Genomic DNA, 26408 nt, shown 5'->3' with positions numbered 1-26408 from the left:
TGTAGCCAGTAGGTGGGTGACGAAAATTTGAAAATTCCACAGGTGCCAGAGGCCAAAATACAGGTTGCAATACCACCGGTCTGCAACCTGCCACTCGGTGTTTTTCTGGCCATTCCCGCGCAACCCTGTGATGGTTCAGGCTTTATGAACAGGCGGCATTTTTATCAAGAATATCGTTCATAAAATAATATCAGGCAGGTCGGGTTACATTAATGCATATGACATCTGTAGTGCTTCTACTTTTGCTGATAACGGCAGTAGCAGGGCCTGCTGCCCGGCTGCTGCGCCTGCCACTCCCACTTTTATTGATAGCCTGTGGTATTGTGGCATCGCTTCTGGGCTTTCACATCGATTTTGAGCCTGAAACCTTTTTACTGCTTTTTATTCCCCCTCTGCTTTTTTCAGACGCGTACCTTATGCCGTTGCACAATTTTCGTGAGTTGCGCTGGCCGATCCTGCTTCTGGCTGTCGGGCTGGTTATTTTTAGCACGATTATTGGCGGGTATTTTATTCATTGGCTGCTTCCTATGGTCCCCCTTGCTGCAGCCTTTGCGCTCGCTGCCATTCTCTCCCCCACCGATGCCGTAGCCGTGGGCGGTATGATTGATGAAGAGCGCGTGCCCAGACGGTTCCTGCATATTCTGCAAGGAGAGGCCCTGCTGAATGATGCCTCCGGCCTTGTCTGCTTCAAGTTTGCCGTGGCAGCCAGCCTGACTGGCACTTTTTCCGTCATGCATGCGTCTTTGGGGTTTGTGCTGGTAGCGGTAGGCGGCATTTTAATTGGCATGGCGCTGACATTTGGTTTTAATTTTATCAACCGCATTCTGTCCCGCCATGGTTTTGACGAACCCACCACACAGATCACACTCATGACCCTGCTGCCTTTTGCGGCTTACCTGCTGGCGGAACATCTGGAGGCATCGGGCATACTTGCGGCAGTCAGTGCGGGGTTAAGCCTTAACCAGAGCAGGGTATTCGGCTCAGCCCAGACTGCCACCCGCCTGCGTGGCAGTGCGGTATGGGAGATGATTACCTTTGTTTTTAATGGTCTGGTCTTTCTGCTGCTTGGGCTGCAATTGCCAGATATTGCAGCACAGGGAATTAGCACTGCCAATCAAGCGGGGGACAGTACTTGGTCTTTGATTGGCACCATTGTCCTGCTGACCAGCATGCTGCTTCTGCTCCGTCTGGTCTGGGTATTTTTAATCAGCAGCACACGCTACCTGATTGCAAAATTACGAGGGCATAAAACCGGTAGAGTTTCTGTTACGGAAACAGCGGCCATGACCATAGGCGGTGTGCGCGGAGCGGTAACACTGGCGGGTATCCTCTCCCTCCCCATTGCGGAAAATGGCTTGCCTGCATTCCCCATGCGGGATCTGCTGGTAACTTTTGCCGCCGGTGTGATTATGACATCTCTCCTGATCGCGGGACTTGTATTACCCCCGCTAAGCCGCTCCCTTCGCCATGATGGCGGAGACCCGGTTAACCGCGAGGCAGATGAAGCCCGGCGCCTGCTCGCACTAGAAGCCATTGCGGAAGTGGAGCGCCAGTCCGCCCTTGTTACCAAGCAGCTGGATGAAAATACTGCACAGCAACGCGCAGAAGTAACCGCAGCCTTGATAGCCGAATACCGCTTCCGGCTACGGCTTTTGGAAGATGCCCCCGATGACAAACTCAAGGCCGAGGAATACCAGAGCCCTGATGCCCTGCACCGGGATACGGCTTTGGCAAGGCGACGGTTTGAAGCCGCCCTGCGCCTCCACCTGCTCCGCACAGAGCGCAAGGCTCTGGCGCGTATGCGGCAGGAAGGACAGGTGAGTGACGAAATAGAACGCCTTTTAACCCATGACCTTGATCTGGAAGAAACAGCCCTTTCGGGCAGTGCCCGTGCCTTGCCAAGACATCTGCACTACACGGACGGCCCCAAAATGTGCAGCCCGCTCATTTATACAGGCTGAATACCGGTTTGTGCGCCACATTCAGGCTGCAATATCGGTTAAAAGCACAACGGCTTCCTGTGTCGCCATAACAACCGCACGTTCAGTCTGGCTCAGCATTGCACCATCCCCCGCTGCCAAAGCCGCACCGCACAGGGTAATGGCACCACGAACCACCAGCACATGCAGGTCCCGGCCCTGTGTGGTCTGGTAAGCCGCACCCTCCCCTGCCGGAATGTCAGCATGCAATAATCTGCTGCGTGCACTCAGCGTTACAGGCGAGCCGTCGTCTATTACCTCCGTCATTTCCGGGTCATCTTCAGGGAAGCCTGAAGCAATTATTCTAAAACCACCATCTTCCAGTTTTGGAAAAGCTGGCCGCGCCTCCTGCGTGGGGCTACCACCTTCCGTGTCGGCCAGAAGCCAGAACTGGATGAAGGAAGCCCCATCCGCCCCAGCCTGCCACGCCATGCTTGGCACCCCTGCCCCGGTGCCAAGCAGATGCAGACCGCCTGACTGTATGGTTTCTGTAGGGAACCCTTCAGCACTGGTTTGCAATGCCCCCGAGCACAGCCATGTTACAATATCTACATTGGCTTCTGGGCCCAGATGGTAGCGACCTTGCGACGGAATTGTACCAAGGTTGATTGCCCTCAGCCTGCCCTCATGCTCGTTCTGTGGTGCCAGATAATCCGCAAAAGCAAAATGGCAGCGCAGGGTGAGTGTATCGGAATGGGCCAGACCCAGACTATCCGCCCGACGGATGGTTATCATGGCGTGTTCTCACACATGTTTAGGGGTTTCTTGGGCGTCAGGGTACAGTGTTTCCCAGCCACCTCCAATGGCACGGTAAAGCTGTGTAACCGACCCCGCCACATGGGCGGTGGCTTCAACCAGCGCGCTTTGCGATGCCAGCAGGGCGTTCTGTGCGCTCAGCACATTCAAAAAATCAGAGGCACCCTGCACATACTGCGCCTGGGCAACATTCAGGGCTATTTCGTTCTGTTGCACGGCCTGTACCAGTTCATCCCGCCTTTTCTGGGCGGCAGTAAAGTTGGCCATGGCATCGTCAATCTCCTGCCAGGCCTTAAGCACCGTGCGCTGGAATAAAACGGAGGCTTCCTGCTGCTGCGCCTTGCGCAGGTGGAGTTGCCCGGTCAGTCGCCCGCCTTCAAAAATAGGCAGTGTGGCAGTTGGGCCAAACCCATACTGGCGGGACGCCCATGACCCAAGCCCACTAAACTGGAGGGCTTGCACGTCCAGACTGCCAGAAAGAGTAATCCGCGGGAAAAAATCGGCCACAGCCACGCCAATACTAGCCGTAGCTGCGTGCAGCCGGTCTGCTGCCATCCGGATATCCGGCCGCCGCTGCGCCAGTTCCGAAGGCAGGCCTACGGGCACAGAATCAGGCACTGGCGGCACAGCCGCTGGCTTACCCAATGTGGCATCAAGGGCACCGGGCTCACGCGCGACCAGAAAGCTCAGGCTATTCAATAAATGTGTGGCCTGCGCCTGCAGCGGGGCTGCACGGGATTCAAACATGTGTAACTGCCCCGTAGCCTGTGCCACATCCAGCCGGGTTGCTGCCCCCTGCTCCAGCCGCATGGTGGTCAGCTGGACACTATGGCGGGCAATGGCAATGTTGTGGTCCAGAATACCAATCTGCGCCTGTGTGGCACGCAGGTCTATGTAGGTTTGGGCTGTTTCAGCCATAAGGGAGACGAGTATATCACGCCGGAGTTCTTCCGTAGCGTGCACGGCAGCTGTTGCCGCCTCCACCTGCCGGCGCACATGCCCCCACAGATCTACCTCCCAGGAGGCATTCATGCCGTATTGTGGAAGGTTAAAAGAGGGGTTGCCCACACTCCCCGGTAGTGCTGCGGGGCCAAAACCCTGAGTGCCATTGGCAATACTCCCAGCCCCGGCCTGCTCCATGTTGCCCATTAGCCCCAGAATACCGTTGCTGCTCGCCCGTTCCCGCGCGTAGGAGGCATTGGCTTCCATGTGGGGGAGCTGGGCTGCACTGGCAATGCGCCGCTCCGCCCGGCTTTGCATCAACCGCAGGCTGGCCGCCTGCAGGTCCAGATTGGACGCTGCAACGTCCTGCTCCAACTGTGACAGGGCAGGATCTTTAAAAAGGGTCCACCAGGCCGGGTCGGTCGATGCCGTGCTGATCCGGCTTTGTGCTGGGGGCTGCGTTGACCGCCACGTGGCTGGCGCGCTGACCTTGGGCTTGTGGTAATCTGGCCCCACATTACAGCCAGTAAGAGCGAGGGCTGAAAAACCAGCCAGCAACAGATACTTCATGCCATTACTGCCAGATATAGCGTGCATCATGCGCATGCGCCCCTTCGGGTTTGGAAGCCGTATCAATATTCACTTCCACAGACATACCAACCCGGACCTTGGCCGCCATGGGCTGGCCGGGGTCAAACGTCAGCTTGACCGGAATACGCTGGACAACCTTGGTAAAGTTACCCGTGGCGTTATCTGGCTGAATGGGAGCAAAAGCTACGCCAGTGGCGGGGGCCAGTGAATCCACATGGGCCTTAAGTGGCTGGCCGGGGAACGTATCCACCCAGACTGTTGCCTGCTGGCCCGCCTGAACACTGGTGAGCTGGGTTTCCTGAAAATTGGCAAGCACATAAGCGGCCTGTGTAGGCACCACCGCCAGAATTCCCGTGCCCGGATGCACATAAGCCCCAACCCGAACACCTCTCTCCCCCACTACACCATCCACTGGTGCGGGAATGGAGCAGTAGGACAGATCAAGTTCAGCCTGTTTGGCAGCGCCTTGCGCATGCAACAGAACACCCTTGGCGTGTTCAAGCTGCGCCTGAAGCACGGCAACCTGGCGGATAGCCGCATCCACCCCGGCCTGATCACGGGTTATGGCGGCCAGTGCTTCTTTTTCATGCGCCTCAGAAGACTGTTTCTGCTCAATGGTGCCGGCCCCACCGGATGAAAGGTTGCGATAGCGTGTGGTGTTCTGGCGCGCGAATATCAGGTCGGCCTGATCTGCCAGAACAGCTGCGCGGGCTTGTGCTATAAGAGCGTCCTGCCGGGTCAGTTCCGCGCTCAGGTTTGCAACATCGCCTTCAGCAGCCAGCACATTGCCTTTGGCAACGTCCAGAGCTGCGCGGTAATCATCATCCTCTATATGCGCAAGTTCCTCACCTGCGTGCACACGCTCGTTGTCCTGAGCAATAACGCGGTCTATGCGGCCTGCAACCTTGGGGGCTACGGTTGTAAAATCAGCCGTAACATACGCATCATTTGTGTACTGATTAACGCCATCCCCATTAACCAGACGCGCGCCCCCCCATGCGGCAAGGGCAAGCACACCGGCAGCGCATCCGGCATAAAGCAGAGGTTTTTTGTAAATCATGGTCTGTTATTCCGGTTTAACGGGCAGGAGTGTTGGGGGAAGGTGCACGCGGTGGATACACACGGTGCGGTAGAACAAGATTCATGGCGGCATACGCAAGGCAGACCCAGATCAGCGCATAATACAGGTCTGTCAGGGCCAGAACGAGCGACTGTTCGTGCACAAAGGTATGGAAAACCTGCAACCCGTTCCAGGCCACATGCGCACCATCAGCCGATGTGCCGCCAAGTTGCTGCTCAATTGGATTACCCATACCCTGCAACGCCAGTTGGTGCGTGCCGTGGTGGTCTAGCAGCATGGTGGAATGGTATTGCTCCCGCCTGCGGGTGGCGGCGGAAAAAAGGGCAAATGCGACCGCATTGGCCAACCCTTTGAGCATGTTCACCATGCCGGAAATAAATGGCCCATCGGCCGGCCCCATGGCCATTGTTGCCAGCATAAGGGTGGGAATAACAGTCATGGGCTGGCCAAATACCTGAAGTATCTGGAGCAGGTAAAAATTGTCCCGCACCCAGTCGACCGTCAGCCACGTGCCTAACCAGGCGGAACCGGCAAGGCACAGCATGCCGCCTGCCAGCACAAAGCGGCAGTCCACCTTGCGGTTATTACAGACCCAGGCGATCAGCGGGAGCATGACCAGTTGAGGCAGAGCCACAACCAGAGATACCGGTGCCGTTTGTATGGGTCTGTACCCCCGCACGGATTGCAGGTAAGTAGCCGGGATTTCCGCCATAATGGAACAGATGGCCAGAATACCAACCAGCGATAGCAGGGATGCCTGAATATTGCGTGAGCGCCAGTACTGAATTCTAAAATACGGGCTGGGGTGAAAAGCCTCGTTGATCACAAAGACAATAAATGCCGCCACGCCCCAGAATGTAAGATTGGTGATGATAGGGGAGCGGAACCAGTCCAGCCTATCCCCCTGATACAGCACAATGACCAGAGAGCATATGGCAGGCAGCCCGACCAGAATACCCAGCCAGTTAAACTTCTCAAACCGTTCAAAATGCATTGGATCCCGCGGCAAGCCATAAGCCATCATGGCGATGGCAAGCGCTGCTGTGGGTATGATCTCCCAGTATAGCCAGTGCCAGCCTACATGCTCAAACCAGAAGGCCTCCAGCGGCAGGCCTAGATTGGGGCCAAAAGTGGCACTCATGGCGTAGCCCCCGATGCCAAATACACGGATCTGGGGTGGCAGGTACTTCAGCATCACGGTCATGAGCACCGGTGGTAGGCAGCCAGCGGATAACCCCTGAAACGCCCGGAGAATGCAAAGCGATGTGACATCCGGCATAAAGGGAGCGGGAATGGACAGGAGTGCCAGAACCGCAGTCATGAAAATGGAAAACCGGTAGATCGAGAACGTCATGTAGAACCAGGGCGTAAACGCCATGGCCGCGATGTTGAACGCCTCGTAAATGGCAATGACCCACGTGCCTTCATCATGGCCAATGTGCATGGCCCCACGAATGTCGGACAGTCCGATTTCGGTCACATGCTCATTAAAACCTGCAACATGCACGGCAAGCAGCATGCCCAGACACCCAACAACGGTGCGCAGGCCAAATGGCGGAATATAGGAAAACTGCGGTGGTGACGCATGGATAACAGGCGCACCAGCCGCCGGTGCAGAAGCGGCATTTGTCATGCCCCGCATGTTCCCGATTGGCAGGCCACAAACAACCCCCATTCACGGCAACTAACGATTCCACTTTCTGGAACGATAAATGGTGGTGCCTGCGCCAGATAACGTCTATTTTTGCAACCATGAGAGGCTATGACCTAGATCTGCTGCGCTTCCTACAGGTTCTTATCGAGGAGGAAAGCGTCTCGCTCGCGGCAAGGCGGCTGGAGGTGAGCGAACCAGCCATGAGCCGCCACCTGGCCAAGTTACGCATCGCTTTTGCAGACCCCATTCTGGTCCAGTCTGGTCGTAGCATGAGTGCTTCCGCTTTTGCTGCTGGTATTCTGGACAGGGTGCAGGAGCTTGTTCGCGCAGCCGACAGCCTGATAGAAACACGCGCACTGGCCAATCTGGCCAACATGGCACCTACCTTTACCATCCGCGCAAATGATCTGGTTGTGGCATCCCTTGCCCTGCCACTTCTGCAGGCCCTGAAAAAGGAGTGCCCACGCTGCGAACTGATCTGGGCACCAGAGATTGATGACCCCGCATCCGACCCGCTCCGCCATGGTCGCGTTGACCTTTATATTGGCGCAACGGATGTTATGAAGCCCGAAATCAGGCGCCAGACCCTGTTCCGCGACCATATGCGCGGCGTTGTGCGCAAGGACCACCCCATTCTGGCAACCCCCGTTACCCCCCAGAGTATGGTGCTGTATGATTACATCAGCGTGTCCCGCCGTGGTCGTGCGCAAGGCCCTATAGACTGGATTTTACGCAACCAGTTCGGGCTGACCCGGCGCATAGCCATGGTGGTACCCAACTACCATTGCATGGTGGAGAGCATGAAGGGCTCTGACCTTATTCTACCCCTGCCCGGTATTGTTGTGGAGCATATCTCGCTCAAGGCACTGGAGCTGGCAACATTCGAGTTTCCGTTATCCCTGCCCAGTATTGATGCTTTTCAGGCATGGCACCCACGGCGGGATACAGACCCCGTACATCGCTGGCTGCGTGAAACCCTGTTCCGTGTTTCGCGGCAGGTTCTGGGGGCTTACACGCAATAATCAGCAGTTTTACAAAAAACCTGCCGTGCGGATATAAGGCCGCAAATCGCTCAAAAAAGCCTTAACGCTGGCCCGCGTATGCTGCCGTGTGGGCAGGACTGCATAGAGGTCAATTTTTTCGCCCTGCAGGTCCGGCAGAATACGCACCAGCTTGCCTTCTTCAAGGTCCTGATAAACGTCGCAGAGCAGTTTGTAGGCAATCCCCTGCCCTGAGAGCGCCCAGTCATGAATGATCTCGGCGTTGGTGGTGGAAAGGCGTGGCTCCACCATAACCACATCTGTTTCCGTCTCATTCCCGATAACCCATTTATTCAGCAATGCCATGGTTTTATTTTTGCGCAGGCATAAACAATCATGCTTGGGAATATCACGTGGATGGGTCGGCATGGAATGACGTGCAATATAGGCGGGGGATGCACACAACACCCGCATTGTGGAGGCCAGACGGGTCACTACCGCCCCCGGTGTTTCTGGCAGACCGAGGCGGAGCACAACGTCCAGATAATCGTTATAGTCATAGTTCCCTTCTGGCGCAAGGGCCAGATTGATCATCAGGCGTGGGTGCTTGGCGCTAAAGGCTTCAATAAACGGTGCGATCTGCCTGCGGCCCAGTTCTACCGGAGCGCCAATACTCAACGTGCCACGCGGCGCGTTGGTGCTGGACGATATTTCCTCCTCCAACTGGTCAATATCAGCCACAATGGTCAGGGCGCGTTCATAGTATAAACGCCCCGTCTCGCTCAGGCCAAAATGGCGCGTATTCCGGATAACCAGCGTACTGCCCAGCCGCATTTCCAGACGTGCCAGACGGCGGGATACCGCGGCCGGAGATGTGCCCAGACTGCGCGCTCCAGCGGAAAGACTGCCTGCATCCACCAGACTTATGAAAAAACGTAGATCTCCGGTTTCGTCATAAGACATGGAGCCTGCTCCTTTGGTAACGCACTCTGGTCGCCCAGTTTTGCGTTTAGCGTAATATTATTTTTCCTTAATTGTCACTACCGAAGATGTGAAAGGAGGGGCATATTCGCTTCAGAACATCAAGGTAAAGCGCAAAACATCCTTTGCCCATCTGTCAAAAAACAGACAGATGATACGAAATAGCAACGGAATAAGACAATGCCAATGCAAGCGACCGTCGAGCGGATCAAGGAAGATTATAACGCTCCTGCCCCATCGCATGAAGATACCCTGCGGCAGAACCTTATCGGCACATGGGAACTCGTGTCCTACAAGGTGGAAGAAAAAGAAACCGGCAACTTCATCAACGCAATGGGGCCAGCGCCCCGCGGCCGTGTTGTCTTTACCCCCGATGGCTGGGTCGCTTTTAACCTGGAAGGCAGCAACCGCCTTGCCGCAACAACAGATGCCGACCGCTCCCAGTTGATGAAAACACTGGTGGCCTATATCGGGCACTACCGTGTTGAAGGTGACCAGTGGATTACCAGCGTGCAGACCGCATGGGCACCAGAATGGGTTGGCACCGAACAGCGCAGAACAGTCACCCTTAATGGTGAATATGCGGATGTTGTCACCCCATGGCGTAAAATGCCTAACTGGGCGGCTGGGCGGCTGTCGCGCAGCATTATCCGCTTCCGCCGGGCGGGTAACGCGTAAACCCGCCACGCAGGACACCCCACATACACACCTTACTTTAGGTAAGGTGTGTATGTGGCAGCTTTATCCGGTCAGACCGGGCATACGCCACTGGCGCATTGTAGATGCGCCCAGTCTACAACCTCACGCACCTTTTCATCCGCAATCCCTGCGGTAATGGCTGCAAACTGACCTGCGGAAACTTCCTCTTCCGGCAGATATTCGTAGCCAAGGTCTGAATCCGCACGGCTTGGCAGTACGGCGCAGCACCTGACCCCTGGCTGGTATTTGGCGACCATGGCGCGGAAATTTTCCAGATCATGACGATCCGTATAAATTTTGAGCGTGTAGGAAACCTGATTCCCCTGCTCTGCACCAATCCAGTATTTTTCCAAAAGTTCCAACCAGCGAAACTGCTCCTCCGGTGTGGCTTCCGGCGCAGTCAGAACCCTCTCGCCCATACCCAGCCGCTGGATAAGAGGCACTGTTGGAAATCCGACAATGCTCATTCCGGGAAAACTCCGTAACGACCGAACAGGGTAGCCTTTTGCCTCGTAGGTAGACAAAAGCGGGTCCGTACCGTTTTCCCACACACCATCTTCACGCCGTACGCCTTTAAACTGTACCCAGCGCAAATACTGCCGTCTGGCTGGCAAGTGTGCCCCTTCGGTCAGGCCGAACAGTTTGGAGGTTGTGCCTGCGGGTTTGACTGTGGTCACTGTAACCGGGCGTTCTGCGCCCATATCCTGCGCATAGGCGTTGGCCTCTGCTTTGGCGATGCAGGAAAGCTGGTGCACCGCCTTCCAGAAAGACGCTGCCCGTTTTTCGTCCAGCATGTCTTTAAAGCCGAGGCCAAACCGTAGCCATGCCCATTCATGCAGCCCGGTGGGACCAATGCCTATGCGGTTTGTGCGGGCTACTTCCTGCGCATACAAGGCATCCATCCGGTTTGCCCGCAGCAGAAAACGAACGCCCAGCCTTACGGAATCCCTTACTCGCGCATCCCACGCCTGTGCCAATTCAAGCGGCAGATCGCCCGGAGTGACGTCCTCCAGAGGCACAGGGCATGCCAGCAGCGGCGCAAAATCTCCAATAACGCAGTAGCCACCCGTTACGTGGAGCGTAATTTCACCACACGGGTTGGTCGTAACCGGAAAATGTGCTTCGGCCGCGCAACCCGCCAGCTCTGCCAGTAATGCCGCAGCATGCGTTGCCTGATAACGCGACGAGCGGAAATCCCTGCCATCCGCATGCACGGGCTTACGGCGGGCACTGCCGGTGCGGTTATCTTCCAGTTTATCGCCGTTAATAAAACCGGGCTCACCATTAATCCATGCACAACGGGTTGCTTCCGCAAACACTGCCCTTGCATGCTCGGCAAGCGGCCCGACCTGCGCTGGGTCATTCACACACTGCCAGAATTCCTGATCCACCATGACCGAATGGTTGGCTGTCCATAGCCCCCCTTCCTCCTTGGCGCGAATAAAACGGAGGACTTCCGTATCCCGCCAGGATTTGGTGGCCATGCGCGCAGCACGGCGAGCACCACCTACCTGCACCTCAACAGACAAATAGTGGTCCACACGTAGCGCCTGCTCCCATTTGGGCATGCCGTTGCTACGTGCGGGTTCAATCACATGGACGCGCACATTCAACAGCCCACGCAGGAGCGAGATCGGGCCAGAGGCCGGCCGCCCCTGCATGCCGGCAATAGGGCTACCCGCGCAGCGAATGCGGCTGAAGTCCAGCACCAGAGAGCGCCCTTCCGCGCCCTGAAAGGCCATGGCTTCGATCATTTCGACCGCTTTGGCCCATCCTTCGCGGCTATCTTCTATAACATGCACAAGCGCATTGGGCTGTGCTGGCATGGAGGTGTGAACAAACTGGTTTAAAAAACTGCTAACCTGCGCTTCCATGTCTGCATCAAACGCATCCAGCAGTGTACCCCAGGGCAATATCTGCATTTCCAGACCAAAATGGAGCAATCCTGCCCGGTCATGCGGGTAATCTGGATGATCTTTCCCCAGCACAAAATGCAGGTCTGGGGCCTGTGCCCAATCTACAATGCAGAGTTCATCATCATACGCACGGCCTACCCCCGAGCCATTTAGCAGCAGGTAGAACTTGGCAAAGGAGCAGATAGCCGTCGCGCAATTGGTAAACACTTCCATATTGCGGCCCGGTTGATCCTCATCCCCGTGCTGAAGGTGCCTGCCGGATGTCAGCAACGCACCGGTGGCAATGGCATTGCGGAGTTGCTGGGTTTCCCTCTCATCCACACAGGCAAGCAGGCCCGTGTTGCCTGCGGCTACTCTGCTGGCCACTGTCCCAAAACTTTCATGATCCGATGGACGGAAGACTGTCCGCCGCCCGACCGCCTCCCCCATGCCCCGGTCAAGTGCACGGGCCGGTGCCGGGCGCAGGCCAAAAGCCTCTTCAAACGGGTAGCGCGGCGCTGCCACAGGTCGCGCGGCCAGAGTGCTCGCATGTAAAAAATGCCCGTTCATAGATTGACTCCATCATCTCGCCCAGCCGCAGAAAATCGGCCAAAAATCGTTCATGTTGTGTCTTGTTGGTGATGATTACGCCATATCTGGTATTTGGCACGTACAAAATTCCGCACAAAACCCCGGCTTTGCAACAAAGGCCGGACTTCCCTAGCCTTCCGCTTTGTTTTTTGCGAATGCGGCGCATTCTAAATATTTAAGGGGAGGTGCGACTCATCCTTTATGGCTCCCCCGCTTATGGCAAGAGCGGCTCATGCGTCGGGTGCAATGCCAGCAATGCTCCCGCTACAGGGCATGATACGTCTTGTATCTTGCCATCCCGCCTTATGGGCTTATGCTGCTTGGCGTTGTTACCGTGTGCGTTTCTGCTGGGAGCTTGTGTCCGTTGTCCACACCTCAACTTGTTGATCCAAAACTGACTCAGGCCGCAGTTTTTCTGGTTCTGACCCTTGATAGCGATACTTCGGTCAACCCGCAGGTTCTGGACCTTCTGGGGGATATTTCGTCTCTTGTGCGAGGAATTGGCTTTCGGATTCCAGATGGCAAGCTAAGTTGCGTAACCGGAATTGGGTCACAGGCATGGGACCAGCTTTTTGGCGCACCACGCCCCAAAGAACTTCACCCCTTCCGTGAGATCAATGGCGTGCACCATGCGCCAGCAACGCCGGGGGACCTGCTTTTTCATATCCGTGCAACCCAGATGGACCTCTGTTTTGAACTGGCTGCAGCACTTGTGGCCCGGCTGGAAGGTGCTGCAAGCGTTGTGGATGAAGTCCACGGTTTTAAATATTTTGATGCCCGCGACCTGCTCGGCTTTGTGGACGGCACGGAAAACCCTTCTGGTCAGGTTGCCACGAATGCCACAATCATTGGTGAAGAAGACCCCGCTTTTGCGGGGGGAAGCTACGTGATTGTGCAAAAGTACCTGCACGACATCAAAAAATGGGATGCCATTCCCACCGAGGTGCAGGAGCACATTATTGGTCGCAAAAAGGTATCGGACATAGAACTGCCCGAAGCCGCAAAGCCCAGCTACGCCCATAATGTTCTCACCAATATTGAAGAAAACGGTGAGCAACTCCAGATCGTGCGTGAAAACATGCCATTTGGCACCGTAGGTAAAGGGGAGTTTGGCACGTACTTTATTGGTTACGCCCGCTCCCCGGCCCGAACGGAGCAGATGCTCCAGAACATGTTTATCGGCAAACCACCGGGCAATTATGACAGACTGCTGGACGTAAGCACCGCAGTTACCGGTTCGCTGTTCTTTACGCCTACCTGTGAATTTCTGGACGCTGCCCCGGACATGGAAGGACCGGCCCAACCCGCCGCCCCTGCCCCTCAGCTTCCACCGCGTGACAAGCAAGACGGTTCCCTCGGCATTGGATCACTCAAGAATTAAGGACGCCAGACATGAACAACCTGCACAAACACCTTGCCCCCATTTCCGCCGAAGCCTGGTCCCAGATTGAGGAGGAAGCCACCCGCACCATCCGCCGCCATCTGGCTGGCCGCCGTGTGGTAGATACACCAGACCCCAAAGGCACCGCTTTTGCAGGCGTTGGAACCGGGCGTGGCAAAAAAATCGACACCTCAGATACGGGTGTGCTGGCCACCCAGCGCGAAGTGCTGCCGCTGGTTGAACTGCGCGTTCCCTTCACTCTATCCCGTGAAGAAATTGATGCCGTAGAACGCGGCGCTCTGGATTCAGACTGGCAGACCGTCAAGGACGCCGCGCAAAAAATTGCTTTTGCCGAAGACCACGCAATATTCGATGGCTTTGAAGCCGCTGGTATTTGTGGGCTGCGTAAGGGCACTTCCAACCCCCATCTCAAACTGCCGCCACAGGCCAAGGACTACCCCCACGCCATTGCAGAGGCCCTGAACACCCTGCGCCTTGCTGGCGTCAATGGCCCCTATTCGGTTGTGCTGGGCGCACAGGCGCATCTGGCGGTTAGCAGCGGGGATGATGATGGCTACCCCGTTCGCAAGCATATTGAGAGCATGATTGACGGCAAAATCATCTGGGCGCCTGCACTTGAAGGCGCTTTTGTCGTCTCCATGCGTGGTGGGGATTTTGTGCTTGATATCGGGCAGGATCTCTCCATTGGCTATCTGAGCCATACGGCAGAAACCGTGGAACTTTACCTGCAGGAAAGCTTTATGTTCCGCGTGCTGACCAGCGAGGCAACGGTTACTCTGGATCATTCTACGGCCTCTGCTTAACAGCGTTCCCCGCAGCCTATCTGCCGGTCAGGTAGGCTGATAAAGGCGGCATATGCCCGGTACGGGAGCAACCAGAACGCCCCACCGGGCCATGCCGCCTTTTTTGTGCGCATGTCAGCCCGTGCTCAAAGCGTGGCCCGCGCAAAACTTAATGCCCGCAGCAGTTTACGAAGCCCCGGTGTTACGCGATAAGACTGCTTTGCTGTTCCCCCATATGCGCGTTTTTTCCGAGGTTCCATGATCCGTCTCGACAATATCAGTAAACATAATGGTCACCGTGTGATCTTTATCGAGGCGTCTGCTGCCTTGCAAAAGGGCGAGAAAATCGGACTGGTTGGCCCCAATGGTGCGGGTAAGACCACGCTTTTCCGCCTGATTACGGGGCAGGAGGAACCGGACGAAGGGCATGTGCTGACCGACCGGGGCGTTACCATCGGCTTTTTCAACCAAGACGTAGGGGAGATGGCAGGCCGCAGCGCGGTTGCCGAGGTCATGGATGGTGCTGGCCCCGTAGCCGAAGTGGGAGCAGAACTTGCCAGACTGGAAACCGCTCTGGCTGACCCCGAGCGGTTTGACGAGCTGGATACCATACTGGAGCAGTTTGGCGAGGTTCAGGCCCGCTTTGAAGAGCTTGGTGGCTACGCACTGGATGGCCGCGCGCGTGAAGTGCTGCATGGGCTGGGCTTTAGCCAGGAAATGATGGACGGAGACGTAGCACTCCTGTCCGGTGGCTGGAAAATGCGTGTCGCACTTGCCCGTATTCTCCTGATGAAGCCCGACGTGATGCTGCTGGATGAACCAAGCAACCATCTGGACCTCGAAAGCCTGATCTGGCTGGAGCAGTTCTTGGCGGGTTATGATGGCGCGTTGCTCATGACATCGCATGACCGGGCGTTCATGAACCGGATCATCAACAAGGTGATCGAAATTGATGGGGGCGCCCTGACCAGTTTTTCAGGCGATTACGAGTTCTACGAACAACAGCGCGCCCTGAATGAAAAGCACCAGCAGGCCCAGTTTGACCGGCAGCAGGCCATGCTGGCCAAGGAAGTCGCGTTTATTGAACGGTTCAAGGCACGTGCATCCCATGCAGCACAGGTGCAGAGCCGGGTTAAAAAGCTGGATAAAATTGATCGGGTGGAACCACCAAAGCGCCGACAGGCTTTGTCTTTTACATTCCCGCAGGCGCCCCGCTCGGGTGATTCCGTGGTCAACCTGCGTGGCGTGGATAAAAGCTACGGCTCGCGCGTTATCTATAAAGGTCTGGACCTGTTAATCCGGCGGCAGGAACGCTGCTGTGTGCTGGGCGTGAATGGCGCGGGCAAATCCACCCTGCTCAAGCTGGTAACAGGCACCACCGAGCCCGATGCAGGCACTGTTACGCTGGGTGGCAGTGTTAAAATGGGCTATTTTGCCCAGCATGCCATGGACCTGCTGGACGGCGAGCGCACGGTGTTTGAAACATTGTGCGATACCTTCCCTCTGGCTAATCAAGGGGCTTTGCGCACGGTTGCTGGCGGGTTCGGCTTTTCCGGTGATGACGTGGACAAAAGCTGCAAGGTGCTCTCGGGGGGTGAAAAAGCCCGGCTGGTCATGGCGTTGATGCTGTATGACCCGCCGAACTTTCTGGTGCTCGACGAACCAACCAACCATCTGGATATCGCGACAAAGGAAATGCTGATTGCCGCACTGGCTGATTATGATGGCACCATGCTCTTTGTCTCGCATGACCGGCATTTTCTGGCAGCCCTTTCCAACCGTGTGCTGGAGCTTACTCCAGATGGCCTGCACCGTTATGATGGCGGATATACTGAATATGTCGCCCGAACCGGACGGGAAGCACCGGGACTGCACGAGTAGAAACACCAGCAGAACCAGGCAACCGATTAAGGTTTGAAAGGCCATTCGGATATGAAGCACTATTCCGCAGCTCAGACCGCAGAATACCTGCCCTTTGCCAGTCTGGTTGATGCGCTGGCCGTTGCGGTGCAGGACTACGCCAATGGTGCCATAACCTGCCCCGAACGCACGGTTGTTGGTGCGCCGGGCGGGACTGGCCTGCTCATGGCCATGCCCTGTGCAAGCCCGGATATTCTGGTCACCAAGCTTTTGACCATATGCCCCGATAACGCTGGCACATCACGCCCGACCATTCAGGGGCAGGTAACCTGTGCAGATGCAAAAACGGGCGAGCTCCTGTTCTCGCTCGATGGCCCAACAGTAACCATGCGCCGCACCGCAGGCATAAGCATGCTGGGCATACGCCTGCTAGCCCGCAAACCTGTCCGTAAAGTGCTGATTATTGGCACAGGTGCACAGGCCAGTGCCCATTGTGCAGCCTTGGCCAGCCTACACCCCCAGACAACAGTCTTTGTACGCGGCCGAACCCCAGAACGGGCAAAAGATTTTTGCGAACGGCATCAGGCCCTGCCTCTCGACCTGCGCCCGGTAGCCCCGCAGGATACCCGGTTTGACGTCATTATCACTGTGACACCAAGCAGGGAGTGCCTGTACAATGAACAACCAACTCCAGAAAGCCTGATTATTGGCGTTGGTGCTTTTCGGCCAGATATGATCGAAGTTGGACCGCGCACTGTACACGCAAGCCAGCTTTATGTTGATGACCCAATAGGCGCACCCAGCGAAGCAGGGGATCTGCTTCAGGCTGGTGTAGACTGGGCGCGCGTGTGCTCTCTTGCTTCGGCACTCCATACTCCCCCCTCTTTGGAGCGGGCTGTCTTTTTCAAGTCCGTTGGGTGTGCCGCGTGGGATCTGGCTGCCTGCCGCGTTGTGCCGCATTAATCCAGCCTGAGTGTACCCACAGTCCATGCCCCCTTACACGAGGCCATGGACTGTAGGGAGTATTATATTTACGCAGGAATATTCTGCACAATGGCAGCGCCAAGTTCACGCGTGCCCGCAGTGCCGCCCATATCTGGGGTGCGGGGTGTTGCCGGATTTTCCAACGTTTTTTCAATTGCCTGCATCACCAGCCCTGCGGCTTCTGGCTCGCCCAGATGCTCCAGCATCATGGCCGCAGCCCATATCTGCCCTACGGGGTTGGCAATAAAGCGGCCTGCAATATCGGGTGCGGAACCGTGAACGGGTTCAAACATGGAGGGGTAAGCCCGTTCGGGGTTAATATTGGCCGAGGGAGCAACAGCAATTGTGCCTGTAATGCCCGGCCCCAGATCGGACAGAATATCCCCAAACAGATTACTGCCAACAACCACATCAAACCGTTCAGGAGACATGACAAACCGTGCGGCCAGAATATCAATATGGTACTGGTCCATCCGCACATCCGGATACTCTTTGCCAATCGCTTCAAACCGGGAATCCCAGTAGGGCATGGAATGGAACAGACCATTGGATTTGGTGGCTGACGTCACGTGCAAACGCCCTAGTTTACGGGCATATTCAAATGCGTAGCGGAGAATACGGTCTGTGCCATAACGGGTGAAGACCGCAGTCTGCATAGCCCCTTCGGATGGTGTACCTTCACCAAACACGCCGCCTATCTGGGAATATTCGCCTTCACAGTTTTCACGCACAATCCAGAAATCTATATCGCCGGGTTTTTTATTGGCCAATGGACACGGGATACCCGGCAAAAGCCGGACCGGGCGCAGATTGACATACTGGTGGAACTCCCGCCGAATGGGAATAAGCAGCCCCCAAAGCGAAATATGATCTGGAACGGACGGAAAGCCCACAGCACCCAGCAAAATGGAATCACTTTGTGAGAGCTGGTCAATGCCGTCCTTTGGCATCATCTGCCCGGTGCGCAGCCAAGTTTCGCAGTTCCAGTCATAATTGCGAAATTTTATTCCAAAATCGCAAACTTCTGCCACACGCTCCAGAACATTCAGGGCTTGCGGCATAACTTCCGTGCCAATACCATCCCCCGGAATAACGGCTATTTCATAAGTCTTCACTCGGTTTTATCCTTATTACCAGATGAACAAACACGTCTTTTTCAATCAGAGGGCATGCTCTTGCGCGGCACATATATGGGCAAGAGTGTGCCAGTAGCGCACCCCTCTGGTTATGATTGAATCATCAAAATCATAATCAGGAGAATGGAGTTTATGAGACTCCCCATTCCCGATCATGGCATAGGCTCCAGGCTTTTTTTGCAGCATGAAGCCAAAATCCTCGGAGGCCAGACTGGGGGTAATATCCATATCCGGCACTGGGCCACCCATTTGTGCTTCCAGTGCACGCATGGCTTTGCGTGCAAGCTGGGTGGCATGGTGCTCGTTAACCGTAACGGGGTAAGGCTGATGAAAATTAACCTGTATGGTAACACCATGGGCCACCTGTAGCCCACTGCACAGGCGTTGCAGCCCATCCTTGAGTTCATCAAGCACCACCGGGTCCAGAGCACGCAGGGTACCTGCCAGCCGGGCTGTTTCTGGCAATATGTTATCCGTTGTTCCTGCATCAAAAACACAGAAGGACACCACGGCAGGAATGGTGGGGTCCGTGCGGCGGGCCACCAGTAACTGGGCCTCCTGCACCAATGCTGCCCCAATAGTCAGCGGGTCCGTGCCCAGATGTGGCTGGGCCGCGTGGGACCCCTTGCCTGTAATCTGGATTGCAAAGCGCCAGCCACCCGCCATAATCGGGCCAGAACGAACCCCCATGCGCCCGGCTTCCAGCCCCGGCCAGTTATGCAGGCCAAAACAGTAATCCGTTGGGAACAGATCAAACAGACCTTCATCTATCATAACCTGTGCACCAGCCCCGCCCTCTTCCGCAGGCTGGAAAACAAAGTGTACCCGGCCGCATGGCGGTGGGTCTGCTTTAAGCAGTGCCGCGGCACCAAGCAGCATGGCGGTATGCCCATCATGCCCACAGGCATGCATGACCCCGGGTGTGCAGGATGCCCACGGTGCTTGTCCTGCCTCGCTTACTGGCAGGGCATCCATATCGGCGCGCAGCATAATGGCGGGGCCTGCAATCCCCGTATCCAGCGTGGCGACAACCCCTGTTCCGGCAAGGCCAATATGGGGCGCGTAACCCAGATTTTGCAAATACTCGGCAACAAGGGCCGACGTTCTGTGCTCCTCAAACCTGAGTTCGGGGTGCGCATGCAAATCCCTGCGTAGTTCAGCCAGAAAAGCGACATCAACAGTCAATGGCTTCATAACTGTTTACTCCGCCGCCATCAGCACGCTTTTAAGCCTCAGATTAGCTTCAAACGCCTGCCTGCCGAGGTCTTTGCCAATGCCGGAACCGCCAAACCCGCCAGTTGGAATAACAAAGTCTGAAGAACGGCCATAACGGTTAACCCATACCGTGCCAGCTTTGAGCATACGAATGGCGCGCATGGCTCTGGGCAGGGAGGCAGTATGCACACCGGCTGCCAGCCCATAAACAGGGTGTTCAGCCAGTGCAAATGCCTGATCATCCTCATCAAACACCTGTATGGCCAGAACGGGGCCAAAGACCTCCTCCTGCCATAAGGGGCATTCTGCATTCTGGACCATTACCATACCGGGGGAGAGGAAAACGCCACCGGTATTCGTATCCATACGTTTGCAGGCTACCAGTTCCTGCGCACCTGCATGCACACTGCCTTGCACCAGTGCGAGAATACGGTTTGCCTGTGGTTCTGAAATAATGGGGGAATATGCTGCGTTTTCATCCCACGGGGCTAATGCCGTTACTTGCCCGCACCGTGCAACAAGCGCTGCAATCAGGGGTTCGGCCACACCACGCTGCACAATAAGGCGGGAGCCGGTTACACACACCTGCCCGGCATTGCCTGTAAAGGCGCGGAAAATGCGGTCCGCCACATCATCCACACTCGGAATATCATCAAACACCAGTTGCGGGCTTTTCCCGCCCAGTTCCAGCGTAACCGGTTTTGGCCCGCTTTCAGCAGCAGCTTTCATGACAGCAATACCCGTGCGGGTGGACCCGGTAAAACTGAGTTTGCCAATAGCCGGATGCCGGCAAATGGCCTCCCCCGTTGCAAGGCCCATACCTTGCACAACATTGAACAACCCTGCGGGCAACCCAGCCTCAACAGCCAGTTCGGCCAGCCTGACCACTGAAAACGGCGTCATTTCAGATGGCTTGAGCACCGTGCCATTCCCCGCGGCAAGAGCTGGCACCACTTTCCAGCTTGCCATGACCAGCGGAAAGTTCCACGGCGCAATGGCCCCGGTAACGCCGTAAGGCTCATACACGGTCATGCCCAAAAGATTAGTGGCTGTTGCGGCTACGTCTCCGCCAACCTTATCACAATACTCTGCAAAAAACCTTATACCTTCAGCAAGGAAAGGAATATCCCACCCAACTGTCTGGGCAATGGGGCGGGTGGAACAGACTGTTTCCAGCCGGGCCAGTTCCATGGCGTTACGCTCGACCAGATCAGCCCAGCGGCGCAGAACTTTTGCACGCTCGCGTGGAGCACAGCTTGCCCACCCACTCTGGCGCTGCACACGGGCAGCAGTTTGTGCGGCCTCGTCCACCAGATCAGCCCCGGCTTCTGGCAGATGTGCCAGAATGCGGCCATTCCCTGGGCTGGTTACGGCAATATCCGCCCCACCGGGCACAAGCCTGCCTGCCAGAAAATGCCCAACGGGCAGCGCTACATCTTCTGGACGAAAACCAAGATTGTTCACGCTCTACTCCCCTGCACTGTGGCTGTTGCAAACGCCATTCAGGTCATTGCGGTATCGTAGTTTTTCTTATCCATACTGTTGGCGCAAATACTAAAACGGGGTGAATGGCAATTTAATGCTTTCTTACAGCCCCTGCCTCCAGAACAGCACAATCCGCTATCGTAACGACTGGTTACAGCACCATATTTTCCGCCCGTACCAGCATAGGAAAAACAAGGCCAACAACACAACGGATACCAACAGCCATGACTCCAGAGACACTTGTATCACTCGATCGTGCCCACCTGATCCATCCCGTCTCATCATGGCGTGATCAGGAAGAGCATGGACCGCGCATCCTGCAATCCGGTCAAGGATCATGGCTGACGGATATTCATGGCAACAAGCTGCTCGACGGGTTTGCTGGGCTCTGGTGCGTTAACGTGGGTTACGGCCAGCAAAGTGTTGTGCAGGCCGCCGCAGAACAGATGACCCGCCTGCCCTATGCCACCGGCTATTTTGGCTTTGCAAGCGAGAGCGCCATTACCCTTGCCTCCCGCCTTGCGGCCGTAACGCCGGGTGATCTTAACCGGGTCTTTTTCTCCCAAGGTGGGTCCGATGCCGTGGATAGCGCCCTGCGCTTTATCCGCTTTTACCAGCATGCCCGCGGCACACCGGAAAAACGCCATGTAATTGGTCTGGCCCGTGGCTACCATGGCAGCACTTACACCGGGGCTGGCCTTACAGCCCTTGCTGCGTTCCATCGTAATGCAGATGTGCCTCTAGCCTGGCAGCATCACATCCCTAGCCCAGACCCCTACCGCCACCCCAAAGGGCCGGATGCCGCCGCCATTATTGCCGCCTGTGTAGCCGACCTGCACAACAAGGTGGCCGAACTTGGCGGGCCAGAACACGTTGCCGCATTCTTCTGTGAGCCTGTGCAGGGTTCGGGTGGTGTTGCAGTGCCGCCGGTCGGGTGGCTGAGCGCCATGCGCAACGCCTGCCGGGAACTGGATATTCTGTTTGTAACGGATGAAGTGATTACCGGTTTTGGCCGCACAGGCCCCCTGTTTGCCTGTGAGCATGAAAATGTTGTGCCGGATATGATGACCGTAGCCAAGGGCCTGACATCTGGCTACGCCCCCATGGGAGCCGTATTCATGAGCGAGGGCATGTATGCCACAATCCGTGATGCGACCCCCGCAGGTGTTGCCGTAGGCCACGGCATGACCTACAGCGCTCACCCCGTTAGTGCTGCCATTGGCCTTGCCGTGCTGGACCTTTACCAGAACGGGCTGCTTGAAAACGGCGTACGCTCCGGTGTGCATCTGGCTGAGCGCCTTGCCAGCATGAAGAACCACCCGCTTGTGGGCGATACCCGGTCCATGGGCATGCTTGCAGCCATTGAACTGGTGACAGACAAACAGGCCAAAACCAAGCCTGCAGCCTCGTTGGGTATTTCCAAAAAACTGGCCAGAATTGGTTACGAAAATGGCGTTCTGTTCCGCGCCTTTGGGGATGACATCATCGGGCTGGCTCCTCCGCTGTGCATGACTCTGGAAGAAACAGATATTCTGTGCGATCGTATCGAGGTCGTATTAAATGCATTGCTGGACGACAAGGACATAGCCGCAGCAATTGCCTGAGACACCGAGCCGTGGCGCACATGCGCCGCCACGGCCATGGCAGGAGATTCACCCTCATGAAGGGACTTTTCCGACGTGTGTCCGAAACACAGCGGTCACCCATTACCATAACAGTGAACGGGCAACCCGTTACAGCGCTTGAGGGGGACACCATTCTAACCGCCCTCCTTCTGGCTGGCGGGCAGCTCCGTGTGAATGAGTTTGATCAAAAACCAAGGGCAGGTTTCTGCCTTATGGGAGCCTGTCAGGATTGCCGCGTATGGACCGAAAGCGGTGATGAACTGCGCGCCTGTTCCACCCCCGCCACTCCCGGCCTACGTATAGTGACAGCAGAGGTGCCATGGACAAGCCAGTAGTTATTGTTGTCGGGGCGGGGCCTGCTGGCACACGCGCGGCACAAACCCTTACTCAGGCCGGCCTGCGCCCGATTGTGCTGGATGAAAACCGCCAGCAGGGTGGCCAGATATACCGTAGGCAGCCGGAAAATTTTGTGCGGCCAGCATCAAAGCTCTATGGCGCTTCCGCACGTTCCGCCACGGCACTGCATACAGCTTTTGCAGAATTACTCCCGCATATAGAATACCGCCCAGAAACGCTGGCATGGGGTGTTGTGGACCAGCAGGTGCTGGTGGAACATAACCAGCGGGTAGAGGCCATTCCCTATGATGCGCTGATCATTGCTACCGGGGCTACCGACCGCATTATGCCCTGCCCCGGCTGGACATTACCCGGCGTGTTTACCCTTGGGGGTGCCCAGATCGCGCTCAAGGCACAGGCCTGCGCCGTTGGTGCAGCCCCAGTCTTTATGGGCACGGGGCCACTTCTGTATCTGGTGGCGTGGCAGTACCTCAAGGCTGGCATCAAGCCACGGGCGGTGCTGGACACGTCATCCCTCAAAACACGTATTAAAGGCCTGCGTGGCCTGCGCCACCGACCCGCCATACTGGCACAGGGTGTGCGTTATATGGCCGAGCTCATGCGTGCTGGCGTGGCCCTGCATGCCGGTATTCAGCCCGTACGCATAGAAGAACGGGATGATGAAGATGGGTTGCGTGTAAGAGGTGTAACCTGGCGGAACAGCCGTGGTCAGTTACGCCATACCGTGGGCGATGCCGTTGGCATGGGGTATGGCCTGCGCTCGGAAACGCAGCTGGCCGACCTGCTGAAATGCGACTTCGCCTTTGACCCCACATCCCGCCAGTGGCTACCTGTTACGGACGAGGATGGCGCAACATCGCAGCAAGGCGTTTACACAGCAGGGGACGGTGCAGGCATACGCGGTGCAGATGGCGCGGAATATGCCGGTGCTCTGGCCGCCCTGCGCTGCCTTGCTGATCTGGGCTTGACTGTGTCTGCACAGGAAGTCGCTCGTTTGCGCAAGGCGCTGGAGCCTATGACGGCCTTCCGCACCGGGTTGGAAACGGGTTTTCCCTGGCCATGGCGGAACGCTGCCTCCTTACCGGACGAGACTGTTATCTGCCGCTGCGAGAACGTGACAGCAGGTGATATTCGCCGGGCAGCCGGTTCGCTGGATGCGCCGGAACTCAACCGTGCCAAAGCTTTTGTGCGTGTGGGTATGGGCCGTTGTCAAGGGCGCATGTGCGGCCTTGCCGGCGCGGAAGTTCTGGCAGCGGCCCGTAACATACCCATTGAACAGGCAGGCCGTATCCGCAGTGCGGCGCCCATTAAACCCTTACCCGCCAAAATCCGGGGTATTATGACATGAGCCAGCCTGTTACCAACACCACTGCACGGGCCGATGTTATTATTATTGGCGGCGGCATTATGGGGGCTGCAACCGCGTTTTTTGCGCGCCAGCGGGGTTTGTCCGTTATTCTGCTTGAGCGCGATCTGGTCGGCCAATATGCCTCGGGCACCAATTTTGGCAATGTGCGCCGCCAGGGCCGCTTTTTGCCCCAACTCCCCCTTGCCAACAGGTCCCGCGCCCTGTGGGGCGACCTCCCCCGCCTGATTGGCGAAAATGTTGAATTCCTGCCCAGCGGGCATGTGCGTGTTGCTTTTAAAGCCGAGGACAGCGCCCGACTGGAAAAATACGCACAGGACTGCAAACCCTATGGGCTAGAACTAGAGCTTTACAGTGGCCGCAAGGCTGTAGAGCGCTTTCCCATGCTCGCGGCAGATGTGGACTGCGCGTCTTTTTCCCCGCTTGACGGGCACGCCAACCCCCGCCTTGCCGCACCGGCGTTTGGCCGTGCTGCACGGCGGGCGGGTGCAACTGTGCGGGAGGGGGCCGAAGTCAGCAATATTACACGTACGGCAGAAGATTTTGTGGTGGAAACAGCTGATGGCCTGCGCTTTACCGCCCCCCTGCTCCAGATTTCGAGCGGAGCATGGGGGCAAAAAATGGCTGCCGCGTTTGGCGAAAACCTGCCGCTAACCCCCAAAGCTCCGCAGATGGGGGTAACAGAACCCGTTCCCTACCGTATTCACCCGGTTATTGGCTATGCCTCATGGGTGGAGGAGGAAGGCGTTTATCTGCGGCAGGTGGAACGCGGGAATATTGTATTTGGTGGCGGGCTACGGGGCACTGTGGACCTGAACACCAAGCGGGCACAACTTAACCCGCTGAACACTGTCAGGCAGATGCCGCATCTGGAGCGTATTCTGCCTGACTTTGCACGCCTGCGCATTATTCGGACATGGACCGGCATTGAAGGTTATACCGATGATGATCTACCCGTTATGGGGCCAAGTGCCCGCGTGCCGGGCCTGTATTACGCCTTTGGATTCTGCGGTCACGGTTTTCAGCTCGGGCCGGGTGTAGGGGCAACCATGGCGGACCTGCTGGCTACAGGCAAAACCGAAATTCCCCTTGAACCCTTCAGCATTGCCCGTTTTGCGGCTCCGGTCAGCCTATAATAGTCCTTGATCTGCCTGCCGGTTCTGGACGGGCAGATCAGGCCAAATATGCCCACGGCATTATCTGTGGTCCTTTTTCCAACATACAGAAGGCTCTGCTGCATAAACCAAGAAAGCAGTAGCATTCTCCGCTCAGTTTATGTTGTCATATCGTAACGTTAATCAGACGGACAAAAACATCATGACGACGTTCAGGCCAAAATTCGTAACATTTGACTGCTACGGCACCCTGACCCGCTTTCGTATGAGCGACATGGCGCGTGAGCTTTACGCAGATGTTGTTCCCCCCGAAGGCATGGAACAGTTCTGCAAGGACTTTGCCGCCTACCGGCTGGACGAAGTCCTGGGCCCATGGCAGCCCTACCGTTACGTGCTGCTCAATGCCGTGGAACGCACCTGCAAAAAATGGAATGTTCCCTTTGCACCCGAAGTGGCCAACAAGTTTTATGAAGCCGTTCCCACATGGGGGCCTTGGGACGATGTGCCCGCAGGGCTGGCCAAAGTTGCCAAGGAAGTGCCTCTGGTCATCCTTTCCAATGCTTCCAACACGCAAATCCACTCCAATGTGGCCAAGCTTGGCGCACCTGTGCACGCTGTATTCACGGCGGAAGACGCGCAGGCTTACAAGCCGCATATGCGTGCATTTGAATACATGCTGGACAAGCTGGGCTGTGGTCCGGAGGACATCCTGCATGTTTCATCTTCCCTGCGCTATGACCTGATGACCGCGCATGATCTGGGTATTCGCAACAAGGTTTTTGTTGCACGCGGGCATGAACCCTCCACGCCGTATTACGGTTACACCGAAATCCCCAATATTGGTGGCCTGCCCGGCGTTCTGGGCCTGTAAGCCTTTAGCCCGGATGCGGGGCGATTATTCCCATACAATATTCGCCCCGTTCTGTTTGTCC

The 26408-nt window shown here is 56.5% G+C and carries 21 protein-coding genes; 12 read left to right on the top strand and 9 right to left on the bottom strand.

Annotation, left to right across the window (positions count from 1 at the left end; translation table 11 throughout):
- Positions 1 to 212: 212 nt before the first annotated feature.
- Positions 213 to 1961 (top strand): Na+/H+ antiporter, encoded by a 1749-nt coding sequence (locus LKE65_RS09775; protein WP_278741208.1) that lies wholly within the window; start codon positions 213 to 215, stop codon positions 1959 to 1961.
- Positions 1962 to 1982: 21 nt separating this feature from the next.
- Here LKE65_RS09775 and LKE65_RS09770 read toward each other — a convergent pair whose 3' ends face one another.
- Genes LKE65_RS09770 through LKE65_RS09755 form a run of 4 tightly spaced genes read right to left on the bottom strand, consistent with a single transcriptional unit; the run spans position 1983 to position 6982 of the window.
- Positions 1983 to 2714, bottom strand: coding sequence for a hypothetical protein (locus LKE65_RS09770; RefSeq protein ID WP_278741207.1), 732 nt, complete (start codon positions 2712 to 2714; stop codon positions 1983 to 1985).
- A 9-nt stretch (positions 2715 to 2723) separates the two neighbouring features.
- Positions 2724 to 4247, bottom strand: coding sequence for an efflux transporter outer membrane subunit (locus LKE65_RS09765; protein ID WP_278741837.1), 1524 nt, complete (start codon positions 4245 to 4247; stop codon positions 2724 to 2726).
- Between the two features lie 4 nt (positions 4248 to 4251).
- A complete protein-coding gene (locus LKE65_RS09760; protein WP_278741206.1) occupies positions 4252 to 5328 on the bottom strand; it encodes an HlyD family secretion protein in 1077 nt (358 codons plus the stop codon).
- Positions 5329 to 5344: 16 nt separating this feature from the next.
- Positions 5345 to 6982, bottom strand: a complete 1638-nt coding sequence (locus LKE65_RS09755) for an MFS transporter (RefSeq protein WP_165925803.1) — start codon at positions 6980 to 6982, stop codon at positions 5345 to 5347.
- Positions 6983 to 7101: 119 nt separating this feature from the next.
- On the opposite strand from LKE65_RS09755, the gene LKE65_RS09750 reads away from it, so the two are divergent.
- Positions 7102 to 8025 (top strand): LysR family transcriptional regulator, encoded by a 924-nt coding sequence (locus tag LKE65_RS09750; protein ID WP_278741205.1) that lies wholly within the window; start codon positions 7102 to 7104, stop codon positions 8023 to 8025.
- Positions 8026 to 8034: 9 nt separating this feature from the next.
- On the opposite strand, the gene LKE65_RS09745 is transcribed toward LKE65_RS09750, so the two are convergent.
- Entirely contained in the window at positions 8035 to 8946 is a 912-nt protein-coding gene (locus LKE65_RS09745) for a LysR family transcriptional regulator (protein ID WP_278741204.1), read from the bottom strand.
- 198 nt (positions 8947 to 9144) lie between these two features.
- Between LKE65_RS09745 and LKE65_RS09740 the strand changes: the two genes are divergently transcribed.
- Entirely contained in the window at positions 9145 to 9642 is a 498-nt protein-coding gene (locus LKE65_RS09740; RefSeq protein WP_278741203.1) for a lipocalin-like domain-containing protein, read from the top strand.
- A 71-nt stretch (positions 9643 to 9713) separates the two neighbouring features.
- Here LKE65_RS09740 and LKE65_RS09735 read toward each other — a convergent pair whose 3' ends face one another.
- The gene (locus LKE65_RS09735; RefSeq protein ID WP_278741202.1) at positions 9714 to 12128 is read right to left on the bottom strand and encodes a recombinase; all 2415 of its coding nucleotides are present in this window, start codon (positions 12126 to 12128) and stop codon (positions 9714 to 9716) included.
- 385 nt (positions 12129 to 12513) lie between these two features.
- Here LKE65_RS09735 and LKE65_RS09730 point away from each other — a divergent pair, with 385 nt between their 5' ends.
- The 4 genes from LKE65_RS09730 to LKE65_RS09715 all read left to right on the top strand — a co-directional run bounded on the left by LKE65_RS09730 (position 12514) and on the right by LKE65_RS09715 (position 17156).
- Positions 12514 to 13530 (top strand): Dyp-type peroxidase, encoded by a 1017-nt coding sequence (locus tag LKE65_RS09730; protein WP_278741200.1) that lies wholly within the window; start codon positions 12514 to 12516, stop codon positions 13528 to 13530.
- Positions 13531 to 13541: 11 nt separating this feature from the next.
- Entirely contained in the window at positions 13542 to 14354 is an 813-nt protein-coding gene (locus LKE65_RS09725) for a family 1 encapsulin nanocompartment shell protein (RefSeq protein WP_165925805.1), read from the top strand.
- A 237-nt stretch (positions 14355 to 14591) separates the two neighbouring features.
- Positions 14592 to 16214 (top strand): ABC-F family ATP-binding cassette domain-containing protein, encoded by a 1623-nt coding sequence (locus tag LKE65_RS09720; protein ID WP_278741199.1) that lies wholly within the window; start codon positions 14592 to 14594, stop codon positions 16212 to 16214.
- A gap of 51 nt (positions 16215 to 16265) precedes the next feature.
- Positions 16266 to 17156 (top strand): delta(1)-pyrroline-2-carboxylate reductase family protein, encoded by an 891-nt coding sequence (locus tag LKE65_RS09715; protein ID WP_278741198.1) that lies wholly within the window; start codon positions 16266 to 16268, stop codon positions 17154 to 17156.
- A 68-nt stretch (positions 17157 to 17224) separates the two neighbouring features.
- Here the strand turns inward: LKE65_RS09715 and LKE65_RS09710 are convergent, their stop codons facing one another.
- Genes LKE65_RS09710 through LKE65_RS09700 form a run of 3 tightly spaced genes read right to left on the bottom strand, consistent with a single transcriptional unit; the run spans position 17225 to position 20992 of the window.
- On the bottom strand, positions 17225 to 18292 hold the full coding sequence (locus tag LKE65_RS09710; protein WP_095349874.1) for a tartrate dehydrogenase: 1068 nt from the start codon (positions 18290 to 18292) through the stop codon (positions 17225 to 17227).
- 45 nt (positions 18293 to 18337) lie between these two features.
- On the bottom strand, positions 18338 to 19507 hold the full coding sequence (locus LKE65_RS09705; protein ID WP_278741197.1) for an amidohydrolase: 1170 nt from the start codon (positions 19505 to 19507) through the stop codon (positions 18338 to 18340).
- 6 nt (positions 19508 to 19513) lie between these two features.
- Positions 19514 to 20992, bottom strand: coding sequence for an aldehyde dehydrogenase family protein (locus tag LKE65_RS09700; RefSeq protein WP_278741196.1), 1479 nt, complete (start codon positions 20990 to 20992; stop codon positions 19514 to 19516).
- Between the two features lie 245 nt (positions 20993 to 21237).
- Here LKE65_RS09700 and LKE65_RS09695 point away from each other — a divergent pair, with 245 nt between their 5' ends.
- From LKE65_RS09695 to LKE65_RS09675, 5 genes are all read left to right on the top strand, one after another.
- Positions 21238 to 22617: an aminotransferase class III-fold pyridoxal phosphate-dependent enzyme gene (locus LKE65_RS09695; RefSeq protein WP_278741195.1), complete on the top strand. Its 1380-nt coding sequence runs from the start codon at positions 21238 to 21240 to the stop codon at positions 22615 to 22617.
- Positions 22618 to 22673: 56 nt separating this feature from the next.
- Entirely contained in the window at positions 22674 to 22973 is a 300-nt protein-coding gene (locus LKE65_RS09690) for a (2Fe-2S)-binding protein (protein ID WP_086646805.1), read from the top strand.
- On the top strand, positions 22958 to 24343 hold the full coding sequence (locus LKE65_RS09685; RefSeq protein ID WP_165925810.1) for an FAD/NAD(P)-dependent oxidoreductase: 1386 nt from the start codon (positions 22958 to 22960) through the stop codon (positions 24341 to 24343). Before LKE65_RS09690 ends, LKE65_RS09685 begins: the two co-directional genes overlap by 16 nt.
- Positions 24340 to 25497 carry an NAD(P)/FAD-dependent oxidoreductase gene (locus LKE65_RS09680; RefSeq protein ID WP_086646807.1) on the top strand — a complete coding sequence of 386 codons (1158 nt, stop codon included), beginning with the start codon at positions 24340 to 24342 and terminating at the stop codon, positions 25495 to 25497. Before LKE65_RS09685 ends, LKE65_RS09680 begins: the two co-directional genes overlap by 4 nt.
- Positions 25498 to 25678: 181 nt before the next feature.
- Entirely contained in the window at positions 25679 to 26347 is a 669-nt protein-coding gene (locus LKE65_RS09675) for a haloacid dehalogenase type II (protein WP_086646808.1), read from the top strand.
- Positions 26348 to 26408 lie beyond the last annotated feature (61 nt).

Origin of the sequence: Acetobacter fabarum, assembly GCF_022483405.1 — a bacterium.
Lineage (GTDB): Bacteria > Pseudomonadota > Alphaproteobacteria > Acetobacterales > Acetobacteraceae > Acetobacter > Acetobacter fabarum.
Note: the sequence above shows the minus strand (reverse complement) of the source record. Positions and strands in the feature narration are given on the sequence as shown.

Coding starts and splice junctions, on each gene's coding strand:
- LKE65_RS09765 (WP_278741837.1), bottom strand. CDS start 4,247: ATGAAGTATCTGTTGCTGGCTGGTTTTTCAGCCCTCGCTCTTACTGGC.
- LKE65_RS09750 (WP_278741205.1), top strand. CDS start 7,102: ATGAGAGGCTATGACCTAGATCTGCTGCGCTTCCTACAGGTTCTTATC.
- LKE65_RS09675 (WP_086646808.1), top strand. CDS start 25,679: ATGACGACGTTCAGGCCAAAATTCGTAACATTTGACTGCTACGGCACC.
- LKE65_RS09725 (WP_165925805.1), top strand. CDS start 13,542: ATGAACAACCTGCACAAACACCTTGCCCCCATTTCCGCCGAAGCCTGG.
- LKE65_RS09680 (WP_086646807.1), top strand. CDS start 24,340: ATGAGCCAGCCTGTTACCAACACCACTGCACGGGCCGATGTTATTATT.
- LKE65_RS09735 (WP_278741202.1), bottom strand. CDS start 12,128: ATGAACGGGCATTTTTTACATGCGAGCACTCTGGCCGCGCGACCTGTG.
- LKE65_RS09775 (WP_278741208.1), top strand. CDS start 213: ATGCATATGACATCTGTAGTGCTTCTACTTTTGCTGATAACGGCAGTA.
- LKE65_RS09755 (WP_165925803.1), bottom strand. CDS start 6,982: ATGACAAATGCCGCTTCTGCACCGGCGGCTGGTGCGCCTGTTATCCAT.
- LKE65_RS09705 (WP_278741197.1), bottom strand. CDS start 19,507: ATGAAGCCATTGACTGTTGATGTCGCTTTTCTGGCTGAACTACGCAGG.
- LKE65_RS09695 (WP_278741195.1), top strand. CDS start 21,238: ATGACTCCAGAGACACTTGTATCACTCGATCGTGCCCACCTGATCCAT.
- LKE65_RS09715 (WP_278741198.1), top strand. CDS start 16,266: ATGAAGCACTATTCCGCAGCTCAGACCGCAGAATACCTGCCCTTTGCC.
- LKE65_RS09685 (WP_165925810.1), top strand. CDS start 22,958: ATGGACAAGCCAGTAGTTATTGTTGTCGGGGCGGGGCCTGCTGGCACA.
- LKE65_RS09760 (WP_278741206.1), bottom strand. CDS start 5,328: ATGATTTACAAAAAACCTCTGCTTTATGCCGGATGCGCTGCCGGTGTG.
- LKE65_RS09690 (WP_086646805.1), top strand. CDS start 22,674: ATGAAGGGACTTTTCCGACGTGTGTCCGAAACACAGCGGTCACCCATT.
- LKE65_RS09740 (WP_278741203.1), top strand. CDS start 9,145: ATGCCAATGCAAGCGACCGTCGAGCGGATCAAGGAAGATTATAACGCT.
- LKE65_RS09720 (WP_278741199.1), top strand. CDS start 14,592: ATGATCCGTCTCGACAATATCAGTAAACATAATGGTCACCGTGTGATC.
- LKE65_RS09770 (WP_278741207.1), bottom strand. CDS start 2,714: ATGATAACCATCCGTCGGGCGGATAGTCTGGGTCTGGCCCATTCCGAT.
- LKE65_RS09745 (WP_278741204.1), bottom strand. CDS start 8,946: ATGTCTTATGACGAAACCGGAGATCTACGTTTTTTCATAAGTCTGGTG.